We start from the raw sequence: 12,194 nt of genomic DNA, 5'->3' as shown, positions 1-12,194 counted from the left end.
TATGAGTAAGAAGACAGATAGTAATGGATATACGCTACTTTTTGCCATCGGAATGGTATTAGTAGTAGGTGCGTTGTTAGCTTTTACAGCTTCATCACTTCGCCCAATGATTGACGGAAATAAACGTATCGAAAAGCAACAAAACATATTGTATGCTATGGGCGTTAACGAAAACGACGAAAGTAGTGCCGTTTTTGTATCAAAAGATAAAGTAGCTGGTGAGTTTTCAAAATACATCAAAAAGCAATTAGTTATTGAAGGTGATAATGTTACCGAAAATGCTGAAGCTTATTTAATTGATGTTAAAAAACAACAAACAGCTGCCAAAGCAGGAAACGTAAGAAAACTGCCATTATTTGTGGGTGAAAAAGACGGTAAAATGTTTTATATCGCACCAATTAGAGGTAAAGGTTTATGGGATGCTGTATGGGCATACGTTGCAATGGATAAAAATATGGTAATTCAAGGAGCGTTTTTTGATCATAAAGGAGAAACACCAGGATTAGGAGCCAATATTAAGCAACGTTATTTTATGGATGATTTTATCGGTGAAGATTTAATGAACAACGGTTCTTTTAAAGGAATCACTGTATCTAAATCAAATAATGATCCGAAAAACGAAGATAAAAATGATAACGAGGTAGATGCAATTGCAGGAGCAACAATTACTGGAGACGGTGTTGCAGCAATGATTAAATCTGAATTAGGTTTATACGTACCTTACTTTAAAACATTAAAATAATTATGGGACTTTTATCAAAAAAAGACGTAGGATTAATTACGGATCCGTTAGCGGATAATAACCCAATTACAATACAAGTATTAGGTATTTGTTCAGCCTTAGCAATTACAGCAGAGTTAAAAGCATCTATTGTAATGTCTATTTCAGTATTATTTGTATTAGGGGTAGGTAATGTGGTAATCTCATTAATGAGAAACATCATTCCATCAAAAATTAGAATTATTGTACAGTTAATCGTAGTTGCTGCTTTAGTAATTATTGTTGATTTAGTATTAAAAGCATTTGCTTACGAGTTAAGTAAAACACTTTCGGTATTTGTCGGGTTAATTATTACCAACTGTATTATTATGGGACGTTTTGAAGCTTTTGCTTTAGGTAACGGACCATGGAGATCTTTCTTAGACGGAATTGGAAATGCTTTAGGATATGCAGTAATTTTAATTGCGGTAGGTTTCTTTAGAGAGTTGTTAGGTTCTGGTACTTTATTAGGATTTAAAGTATTAGGAGATCCAATAGAACAAACAGGATTATATGCTTTAGGATATGAGAATAACGGATTCATGTTATTATCGCCAATGGCATTAATTGTTGTAGGTATTATTATTTGGGTACAGCGTAGTAGAAACAAAGCATTAATCGAAGACTAACCTAGTTAGGATTCATTAAAATATAGAAAAATGGAACATTTAGAATTATTTTTCAAGTCGATATTTATTGATAACATGGTATTTGCCACTTTTTTAGGGATGTGTTCTTACCTTGCAGTATCTAAAAAAGTAACAACAGCTGTAGGTTTAGGAGCTGCTGTAATCTTTGTATTAGCAGTAACAGTACCTATTAACTGGTTGTTAGACCAATATTTATTACAACCAGGAGCATTATCTTGGTTAGGAGCAGAATATGCAGATTACGATTTAAGTTTCTTATCATTTATCATGTTCATTGCAACTATTGCAACTATGGTACAATTGGTAGAAATTATTGTAGAAAAATTTGCGCCAGCATTGTATAACTCATTAGGTATTTTCTTACCACTAATTGCCGTAAACTGTGCAATTTTAGGAGGGTCTTTATTTATGCAATCTCGTGAAATACCAACTTTAGGTTTATCATTAACTTATGGTATTGGTTCGGGTATTGGATGGTTTTTAGCAATTGTAGCTATTGCTGCAATTCGTGAAAAAATCAGATATTCATCTGTGCCACCAGCATTAAGAGGGTTAGGAATAACGTTTATTATTACTGGGTTAATGGCAATAGGGTTTATGAGTTTCGGAGGTATGTTAACAGGAGGTGATGATGAAGCAAAGAAAGAAGAAGCTCCTAAAGCAAAAATCAAAATAGAAAAGAAAGAAGAAGCAAAACAGCAAGCTGAAAAATTAGCTGATAATACTAAAAAAATTATAGAATAATGATATTTTTAGAAGTAAGTACAGGAGGTACAATAGCTGTAACAGTTATATCTTTTTTAGCAATTGTATTAGTTTTAGTAGGATTGCTATTATTTGTAAAACAAAAACTGGCTCCATCTGGACCAGTAAAAATTACAATTAATGGCGATAAAACAATCGAAGTAGCTTCAGGTGGTACGTTGTTATCAACCTTAGGTAACGAGAAAATATTCTTACCATCAGCATGTGGTGGAGGTGGATCTTGTGTGCAATGTGAATGTCACGTAAATGCTGGTGGAGGTGAAGCCTTACCAACAGAAACACCACACTTTACACGTAAACAATTAGCTAGTGGAGTACGTTTATCTTGTCAGGTAAAAGTAAAACAAGACATGGATATTTCTATTCCAGAAGAAATTTTTGGAATAAAAAAATGGGAAGCTACCGTTGTACGTAACTATAATGTAGCAACATTTATTAAGGAATTTGTAGTTGAAATTCCTGAAGAAATGAATTATAAAGCAGGTGGATATATTCAAATTGAAATTCCAAATTGTGAAATAAAATATTCAGAGATGGATATCACAGCACATCCACAGGATCACCCAGGTGAGCCTGATAAGTTTGAGGCTGATTGGGATAAGTTTAACCTTAGACCATTAGTAATGAAAAATAATGAAACAGTAGAGCGTGCATATTCTATGGCTTCTTACCCTGCAGAAGGAAGAGAGATCATGTTAAACGTTCGTGTAGCTACACCTCCTTTCGATCGCGCCAAAGGCGGATGGATGGATGTAAATCCAGGGGTTGCCTCTTCATACATTTTCAATCAAAAGCCAGGAGATAAAGTAACAATTTCAGGTCCTTATGGAGAGTTTTTTATAAATGAATCAGAAGCTGAAATGTTATACGTAGGTGGTGGAGCAGGTATGGCACCAATGCGTTCACACATTTATCACTTATTTAAAACGTTAAAAACTGGTAGAAAAGTAACGTACTGGTACGGAGGTCGTTCTAAAGCAGAATTGTTTTATATTCACTACTTTAGAGCATTAGAAAAAGATTTTCCAAACTTTAAATTCTTCTTGGCATTATCAGAACCAATGGAACAAGATAACTGGAAAGTTAAAACTGATATTAATGATGAAGCTGGAGACGGGTTTGTTGGGTTTATTCACCAAGTAGTAATAGATCAATACTTATCTAAACATGATGCACCAGAAGATTTAGAATTATATTTCTGTGGACCACCATTAATGAACCAAGCAGTACAAAAAATGGGTGAAGATTTTGGTCTTGATGATGAAAACATCCGTTTTGATGATTTTGGAGGATAAAAACTCAATGTCATTACGAGTAAATATGACAAAGTAATCTTTTCAATAAAAAATAGATTATTTTATAATATAGTTAAAACCGATACAGCAATGTATCGGTTTTTTGTTTTCGTATAATTTTAGTTTATTTTTTACAAAGTAACATACTTATGGTATTTGAAGTTATAAAGCGTACCTTTGCGGCAAATTACTGTAAATGATTACTTTTCAAGATTTAGATTTATCAAATCCGCTACGAAATTCAATTGAAGAATTAGGTTTTGTAAACCCAACACCAATTCAAGAAGAAGCCTTTCCGATTATAAGATCTGGTAAGGATGTAGTAGGTATTGCACAAACAGGTACCGGTAAAACATTTGCGTACATGTTACCGATATTAAGAGATTTAAAATTTTCAAAACAAATACATCCACGAGTATTGGTATTGGTGCCAACGCGTGAGTTAGTAGTGCAGGTGGTTAGTGAAATTGAAAAGTTGTCAGAATTTATGACACTACGTACCGTTGGTGTGTTTGGAGGAATTCCTTTAAATAGACATAAACAAGCGGTGGCTCAAGGAGCAGATATTATTGTAGCTACACCAGGGCGTTTATATGACTTAGCGTTGAGTAATGTTTTAAAAATGAAGTCAATTCAAAAGTTGGTGATTGATGAAGTTGATGTAATGTTAGATTTAGGATTTAGATTTCAATTATTAAATATTTTTGATTTATTACCTGAACGACGTCAAAACATCATGTTTTCAGCAACAATGACAGAGGATGTAGAAGCTTTGATTGATGATTTTTTTACAGCGCCTAAAAAAATATTTATTGCAGTTAGTGGTACGCCGTTAGATAACATCAAACAAATAAGTTATGATGTGCCTAATTTTTATACCAAAGTTAATTTATTAAATGAATTATTATTTGATAAAAATGAATACAGCAAAGTATTGATTTTTGCACCTAACAAAAGAAATGCAGACAGATTATTTGAATGTGTAAAAGAAGAGTTTCCATCACAATCATGTGTAATTCACTCGAATAAAACACAAAATTATCGATTGCGATCTATCGAACAATTTAATAAAGGAGAAAAGAGAATTTTAATAGCTACAGATGTTATTGCACGTGGATTAGATTTAGAGGAAGTTACACACGTAATTAACTTTAATACGCCACATTTTCCTGAAAATTACATGCACAGAATTGGTCGTACAGGTCGTGCAGAGCATGAAGGAAAAACAATTTTATTTGCTACTGAAAAAGAACAAGAAGCAAAACAACGAATAGAGGAGTTAATGAATTATGAGATTCCTAAGTTAGAAATTCCTGAGCAAGTTGAAATATCAAAGCAATTAACAGAAGAAGAACGTCCGAAGGAAGAAAGAGAGGTTAATAAAAACAGAACATCTCAAGAGTATGTTCCAGGTCCAGCTTTCCATGAAAAGAAAGAAAAAAACCAAAAAACCAACCAAGGAGGTTCATATCGTAGAGAAATTGCTAAAAAATACAAAAAGCCAAAAACAAGAGGAGATAAGAATTATAATATGCGAAACAAGAAAAAATAATGCAAGCACTTACCAAACAAGAACTGCATAATTTAGGAATGAATATTGTAGGAAAAAAACTACAAGAAATGGGATACGAATTTGTTGCTATAAATAGTGAACTTAAAAAACATCCCCAGTTTGTATTGTTTAAAAAAGGAGAGCCTACCATTTTTGTTTTAGTAAAAACGACAAATAATATTCAAACACCACAAGAATACGATGTATTGTGGATGGAAACATTTAAAGAGCATGCAAAAAAACAACATGCTAAAATATGGTTTGCAGGAATCGGTATTGCTAATTCTCAAAGTGTTGGTTCACCTGTTTTTAAAGATCAACCTTATTATGTCGCTTTTGATGATTTTGTGAAAGTTTTATAACAAGTTAAAAAACCACTTTTTCGAATAACAAAAAAAATCCTACTTATATAAAGTAGGATTTTTCATTAAGTTTACTTAATAAAAGTTACCTAAGTTTAGTTTCTTGAGTATACTGGTTGTTTACAATAAAGATAAATACCAGTTATACATCTTTAAAAGCTAATTATATAAAACAGTTATTATCCTGTTTTTTAGATGGTTGTGTTTTTGTATATTTGTGATAAGGGAATATTAATTAATAACTTTTAATTATGAAAAATCAATTATTTAAGGGGATTCAAGACTTTTTTAAAAACATTTTTGAGCAATTAGCTGAGTTTGGTAAAGCTGCTGGCTATGCTATAAATCATTAATTTAACATAAGTTTTGAAGAAAAACACTCATTTTAGGGAAAATGAGTGTTTTTTTATGCTTTTTTAATTTTTTTGCTATGAATAATTTATCAGCAAAAATAAAGGAATGTAAAATATGTAAATATTGTATTGATCCAAAACCTATTGTACTTGTAAATAAAACATCAAGAATTATAATTATTGGTCAAGCGCCAGGGTTAAAGGTTCATCAATCTTGAATTCCATGGGATGATGCTAGTGGAAAACAATTAAGAAAATGGTTAGGAGTTAAAGTTGGTCAGTTTTATGATGCTAATAATTTTGGTATTATCCCTATGGGTTTCTATTATCAAGGAAAAGGCAAATCAGGAGATTTACCGCAAATGAAAGAATGTGCTCCGCAATGGCATAACCTGTTGATGAATAAAACAACCAATGTAAAAATAATTATTTTAATAGGGGTATACGCACAAAAGTATTGCCTGAAAGAATAAGCTAAAAAACCTTAATAGCAACGATTAGTACTCATAAAGAATATTTACCTACATATTTTGTATTGCCACACCCATCACCAAGAAAATAGATTTTGATTGAAAAAAAATCCTTGGCTCGAAAAGAAATACTCCCAAAGTAAAAAAAGAAAGTAACAGAAATAATTTAGATTTCATAAGTTGATAAATTTGTATTTTTGCATTCTATGTTAGAAACAAGAGAAGCGATATCAGAAAAGGCGGTTTTAATAGGTATTATAACCCAGCATCAAGATGAAAAACAATCTGAAGAATTTTTAGATGAATTAGAATTTTTAACTTCAACTGCAGGAGGAATAACAGTAAAACGTTTTGTTCAGAAATTAGAAAAACCAAACCCAAAAACTTTTTTAGGTACAGGTAAGTTAGAGGAAGTAAAAGCGTATATAGAAACACATAATATTGGTACTGCAATTTTTGATGACGAATTGACTCCAGCTCAAATCAGAAATATTGAAAATTATTTAGACTGTAAGATTTTAGATAGAACAAATTTAATTCTCGATATCTTTGCAAGTAGAGCGCAAACAAGTTCAGCAAAAGCGCAAGTAGAATTGGCGCAATACCAATATTTATTACCTCGTTTAACAAGGATGTGGACTCACCTAGATAAGCAAAAAGGAGGTATTGGTATGCGTGGTCCTGGTGAAACCGAGATCGAAACAGATCGACGTATTATTAGAGATAAAATCACATTGCTTAAGAAAAAACTTGTTACTATTGATAAGCAAATGGCAGTGCAAAGAAAAAATAGAGGCAGAATGGTTCGTGTTTCATTAGTAGGGTATACGAATGTAGGTAAATCTACATTAATGAATGTTATCAGTAAAAGTGATGTATTTGCTGAAAACAAACTGTTTGCGACTTTAGATACCACTGTACGAAAAGTAGTTATAAAAAATATACCTTTTTTAATGACAGATACCGTTGGTTTTATTAGAAAATTACCAACTCAATTAGTAGAGTCATTTAAATCTACTTTAGACGAAGTGCGTGAGTCTGACTTATTGTTGCACGTGGTTGATATTTGTCATCCTAATTTTGAAGATCATATTGCATCGGTTAATAAAATTTTAGATGAAATTGGTAGTGCAAACAAACCTGTGGTAATGGTATTTAATAAAATAGATGCTTATACACATGAAACAATTGCTGAAGATGATATGATAACTGAAAAATCAAAAATTCATTATACACTTGACGATTGGAAAAAAACATGGATAAATGATTTAGGTAAAGAGAGCCTTTTTATATCAGCTTTAAATAAAGAAAACTTAGAGAATTTTAAAGAAAAAGTGTATGAAGAAGTAAAGAAAATACACATTCAGCGCTTTCCATACAATGATTTTTTGTATCAAAATTATGAGTGATTTTAATTGATTGGCAACCTAAATAATAAAAAATCTTATAAATTCTTTGTGTTTATAAGATTTTTTATTATTTTTAATAACGCTTAATTAAAAAGTTAAGTGTAAGAAAAACAATATTTTATACATTTTATTCCCCCTAAAAATGAAAAAAAATAACACTTCACGGTTTAAATTACCAAAAGAAAACTTAAATATCAAAAGTTTAAATAGGTTCAATTATTTTTTTATGATTTTTAAAGAGAGCTAGAATAGTTTTAACTATTAGAGTCTTGATTTAATGTAAAATAGAAATGTAATGAAAAAGCTAGCGATAATTATAGTCACTTTTTTTTGGATGCAACAAATGTATTCACAAGAAATCTGTGAGTCAAAAGATAAGGTTTTGATAGATGTAAATACTATTAGTAAGTGTGAAGTAGAAACAGGAAGAGCCTACAAAAATACTGCTGTTGTATCTAGAAGAAGATATTTAAAAAAACGAGTTTATTTAAATGAAGCAATTTCTTTAAGTAGTAGTCTAAAAACAAATAATATTTCAACTTTTAAAACGGACAGTAAATTAGATACTCAGCTGTTGTCAGTGCTAAAAAACGCATCAAATAAAAGTATTTCTTTTGATTCTGTTGAAAAAATACCATTATTTATTTCCTGTAGTGACAATGAGTTAGATGAAACAGCTTGTTTTAATAAAGAAATGCAAAACCACATTGTAAATAGTTTTAGGTACCCTGAAAAAGCTTTGCAGAGAGGAATTCAAGGTGATTTAAAAGTGAGTTTTATTATCAACGAAAAAGGAACTGTAACAAGCGTAAAAGTAACCGGTACGAGTGAAAGTGTTCTTTTAAAAAACGAAGCAAAAAGAATTGTCTTGTTACTTCCTAAATTTTTACCAGGAGAAGAAAAAGGAATTAAGGTCAAAGTTCTATATTCATTTCCTATGAGTTTTACGTTGGAATAGATGTTTAATTTGACAGGGTTTTTCCTATTTTTGTTGTTGTATTCAATTATTTAATAAATAAAGCAATATCTTTGCAGACTATCTTAGGTAATTGTTATTCTGTAGATAGTTTATTAATAGAGTAATACCCCGTTTTTTATGAAAAAAATCTTATTGTTATTAATGTGTTCTTTTTCTGTCAGCATTATGTCACAAGAAGTTTGTGAGTCACCAGAAGAAGCAGAGTTAGATTTAAATAGTATTAGTGTGACTAAGTGTACTATAAAAGAATCAAAAAATAAAAATAATAAAAAATCAAGACAAATTACAGTAAAGGTTTCTGCAAATAGGCGCTATTTGAAGAAGAGGGAAGCTGTAAAAAAACAAAAAACAGCAGGGCTTAGTGATTTAGGAGTGGCTTCTATAGAAAATACCGTACAATCTTCGGAAATAACGAAATCGATTTCGTTAAAAAATAATATAAAGGATATTAAAAATAAATTATCTGCTGAAGAGCTGAGAAAAGCATCAAAATTTAGCACAGTTGATAAGATACCATTATTTAATTCATGTAAAAAAGCCAAAAAAGGTGAGCGAATTGATTGCTTTAATCAAGAGATGGTAACTCATATATCCAAACATTTTAGATACCCAAGTGATGCAATTAAAGAATCTATTCAGGGAGAGGTATGGGTTCGCTTTATTATTGATAAAAATGGAGAAGTAAAGAATATAAAAACTTTAGGGCCAAAAAATGGACAGATTTTAAATCAAGAAGCTGTTAGAGTGGTTTCTAAATTACCTCAATTTATACCTGCAAAAAAAGACGGAGGGCGAATTTCAGTGAAATATGGTTTTCCTATTTCTTTTGCTTTAGAAGAGTAATATTAAAATTAAATCAACTTAAATTAAATACTATGCTTAAAAAACTACTTTTAGGTTTTTTTGTGACTTATAGTTTCTTGTTGTCAGCTCAAGTTACAATATCAGGAAAAGTTTATGACGAATATTTAGAACCCTTCCCTAATGCGTTAATTAATTCATTACAAGGTAAAACAATTTCAGGTGTAGATGGAAATTTTACTTTGACTTTAAAATCAGAGCTACCGTTTTCTATTCAGGTTTCAGCATTTGGGTATCAAACAGAAGTTGTAGAGGTAATATCCCTCGATCAAGAAATAAATATTATATTAAAAGAAAATACAAGCTTGGATGAAGTTGTAATTTCAGCGTCTAGATCCCCTGAGCGTGTTATTGAATCACCAGTAACTATTGAAAGAATGGGGATTTCCGATATAAAAAGAAATACTTCGGTATCGTTTTATGATGGAGTTACAAACTTAAAAGGAATTTCATCACGTGAAGCTAGTTATGGGTTTAAATCGGTAAACTCTAGAGGTTTTTCTACTTTTGATAATACAAGATTTGTTCAGTTGGTAGATGGTGTAGAAACGTCAATCCCTGCATTAAATTTTTCTGCGGGTAACGTTGTCGGTCTATCTGAATTGGATGTTAGAGATGTTGAAATATTGCCAGGAGCTTCGTCAGCTTTGTATGGAGCAAATGCTTTTAATGGTATCTTATTGATGAGGAGTAAGAATCCTTTTAAATATGATGGAATAAGTGCATATTTTAAAAGTGGTGTTATTAGCCAAAAAGCTTCAGGAAATAATCAGTTTTATGATGTGGGAGTTAGAATGGCTCATAAGTTTAGTAATTATTTTGCTGCAAAAGTTAATTTAGTGTCTTATAAGGCTGAAGAATGGCACGCAGAAGATGATTCAAATACAACAGGTGTTGGAGGTGTTGTAAAAAGTGGAAATAGAATAGATACTCCAGATTATGATGGGGTAAATGTTTATGGAGATGAAGTTACTTATACTTTTCCAGGTATTGGAACAGTTAGTAGAACAGGTTATGCTGAAAAAGATTTGTATGAATACGATGGAAAAGGAGTAAAGTTTGATGCGTCATTACATTATAGACCGATGGGTAATGAAAAATTAGAAATTGTTTATAACTCTCGCTTTTCACAAGGAAATAATTTGTATCAAGCATCAAACCGTTTTTCACAAGAAGATTTTTATGTAGAGCAACATAAGTTAGAGGTTTTAGGAAAAAACTATTTTGTTCGAGGTTACTATACAGGTAATAATGGAGGAGATAAAACACATGACTTGCGATTTGCAGGTATAGCTTTAAATGAAAAATATAATCCAAGTAATATCTGGTTTGGAGAATATGGAGCAGCATTTTCAGGAGCTATTTTGGGTGTGGCACCGGGGAGTGACACAGCAGCAAGAGCTTATGCTGATAGAAATAGATTACAGCCAGGAACAAGTGCTTTTGAGCAAGCATTAAACGAGGTTATAGATACGCCAATAGCTAAAGGTGGTGCTGGTATAAGAGATAAGACAGGTTTTTATCATGCAGATGCAAACTATAATTTTAGAGATTTAATTACATGGGCTGAGTTTCAAATAGGAGGTTCATATCGTCAATTTATTATTGATTCTCAAGGAACATTATTTACTGATAAAGAAGCGCCTATCAAAACCAGCATGTATGGGGTATACTCTCAAGTGCAAAAAAAGTTTTTAAACGATCGTTTAAAATTTACAGGATCTGTTCGTTATGATAAATCTAAAAATTTTGATGGTGATTTTTCACCAAGAATAGCATTAAATTACTCAATTAAAGAGAACAAAATATTAAGAATTTCGTATCAAACAGGTTTTAGAACCCCAAGTACCATTGAGCAATATTTAGGTTTAAGATCAGGGCCTGATAGCTTTTTAATAGGTACATCTCAAGAAAATATAGATCGCTTTTCTGCTCAGGTTTTAAATAGTAATGGAACAACCAGTGAGATTACTGGAGCAGATGTTTTTGAAAAAGCATTTGTATTAGGTGCAGGAGGTTTTGTTAGTGTAGACCCTACGCCTATAAAACCTGAAAAAGTATCTTCATATGAATTAGGTTATAGAAGTATTGTAAATTTAAGTGATACTAATATTTTAGAGTTAGATGTAAATGGTTATTATAATCAATATGATAATTTTGTAGCAACTAAAAATGTTTTAGTACCCAATTATGGTAATTCAATTATGATTGGCGCTGATGGTAAACCTTTTGATGCAACAGGTTTTGCGATAAATTCAAATACAACAGCAAATGTAGAGTCATATGGAATAGGAATAGGATTGAATACTAAAGTTTTTAAAGCATTTAATTTAGGATTAAATTACACTTTAAGTAAGCTAGTTTTTGATCAGGAAGAAGATTTAGAATTTCAGCCAGGATTCAATACTCCAGAGCACCAAGTGAAGTTAATGTTTGGAAACGATAATTTATTTAATAATTTTGGTTTTAATATTAATGCAAGGTGGCAAAATGAGTTTTTATGGCAATCAGCTTTCTTAAGTGGTAATGTTGAAAGTAGAACAGTGTTAGATGCACAAATGAATTATAGAATACCATCATTAAAATCGGTAATTAAAGTTGGAGGTACTAATTTAACAACAAAAGAATATGTTGTTGCACCTGGATCAGGATTAATAGGTTCAATGTATTATATATCATGGACTATAAACTAATAGTAAAATAAGGTTAAAAAGAGATAAATCATGTATTTGTCTCTT

11 protein-coding genes are annotated in these 12,194 nt (G+C 31.2%); all 11 read left to right on the top strand.

The window, feature by feature from the left end; translation table 11 throughout:
* Window position 1: 1 nt before the first annotated feature.
* The 11 genes from Q4586_RS00470 to Q4586_RS00420 all read left to right on the top strand — a co-directional run bounded on the left by Q4586_RS00470 (window position 2) and on the right by Q4586_RS00420 (window position 12,149).
* Complete coding sequence (locus tag Q4586_RS00470; protein WP_068701563.1) at window positions 2-742, top strand: Na(+)-translocating NADH-quinone reductase subunit C; 741 nt, start codon at window positions 2-4, stop codon at window positions 740-742.
* Window positions 743-744: 2 nt separating this feature from the next.
* Window positions 745-1,389, top strand: coding sequence for an NADH:ubiquinone reductase (Na(+)-transporting) subunit D (locus tag Q4586_RS00465; protein ID WP_068701561.1), 645 nt, complete (start codon window positions 745-747; stop codon window positions 1,387-1,389).
* Between the two features lie 30 nt (window positions 1,390-1,419).
* Complete coding sequence (gene nqrE, locus Q4586_RS00460; protein ID WP_303525311.1) at window positions 1,420-2,154, top strand: NADH:ubiquinone reductase (Na(+)-transporting) subunit E; 735 nt, start codon at window positions 1,420-1,422, stop codon at window positions 2,152-2,154.
* A complete protein-coding gene (nqrF, locus tag Q4586_RS00455; RefSeq protein WP_303525309.1) occupies window positions 2,154-3,470 on the top strand; it encodes an NADH:ubiquinone reductase (Na(+)-transporting) subunit F in 1,317 nt (438 codons plus the stop codon). Before nqrE ends, nqrF begins: the two co-directional genes overlap by 1 nt.
* Before the next feature lie 199 nt (window positions 3,471-3,669).
* A complete protein-coding gene (locus Q4586_RS00450; RefSeq protein ID WP_271405853.1) occupies window positions 3,670-5,022 on the top strand; it encodes a DEAD/DEAH box helicase in 1,353 nt (450 codons plus the stop codon).
* Entirely contained in the window at window positions 5,022-5,384 is a 363-nt protein-coding gene (locus tag Q4586_RS00445; RefSeq protein ID WP_068701555.1) for a DUF8840 domain-containing protein, read from the top strand. The genes Q4586_RS00450 and Q4586_RS00445 overlap by 1 nt, the downstream gene beginning before the upstream one ends.
* Window positions 5,385-5,955: 571 nt before the next feature.
* Window positions 5,956-6,210, top strand: coding sequence for a uracil-DNA glycosylase family protein (locus tag Q4586_RS14000; protein ID WP_367997982.1), 255 nt, complete (start codon window positions 5,956-5,958; stop codon window positions 6,208-6,210).
* A gap of 203 nt (window positions 6,211-6,413) precedes the next feature.
* The gene (gene hflX, locus Q4586_RS00435) at window positions 6,414-7,616 is read left to right on the top strand and encodes a GTPase HflX (RefSeq protein ID WP_303525304.1); all 1,203 of its coding nucleotides are present in this window, start codon (window positions 6,414-6,416) and stop codon (window positions 7,614-7,616) included.
* A 343-nt stretch (window positions 7,617-7,959) separates the two neighbouring features.
* A complete protein-coding gene (locus Q4586_RS00430; protein ID WP_303525303.1) occupies window positions 7,960-8,574 on the top strand; it encodes an energy transducer TonB in 615 nt (204 codons plus the stop codon).
* A gap of 138 nt (window positions 8,575-8,712) precedes the next feature.
* Entirely contained in the window at window positions 8,713-9,438 is a 726-nt protein-coding gene (locus Q4586_RS00425; protein ID WP_303525301.1) for an energy transducer TonB, read from the top strand.
* 32 nt (window positions 9,439-9,470) lie between these two features.
* On the top strand, window positions 9,471-12,149 hold the full coding sequence (locus tag Q4586_RS00420) for a TonB-dependent receptor (protein WP_068701547.1): 2,679 nt from the start codon (window positions 9,471-9,473) through the stop codon (window positions 12,147-12,149).
* Window positions 12,150-12,194: the final 45 nt, after the last annotated feature.

It is taken from the genome of Tenacibaculum soleae, assembly GCF_030549005.1.
Lineage (GTDB): Bacteria > Bacteroidota > Bacteroidia > Flavobacteriales > Flavobacteriaceae > Polaribacter > Polaribacter soleae.
This window is presented reverse-complemented; position numbering and strand designations above follow the sequence as displayed.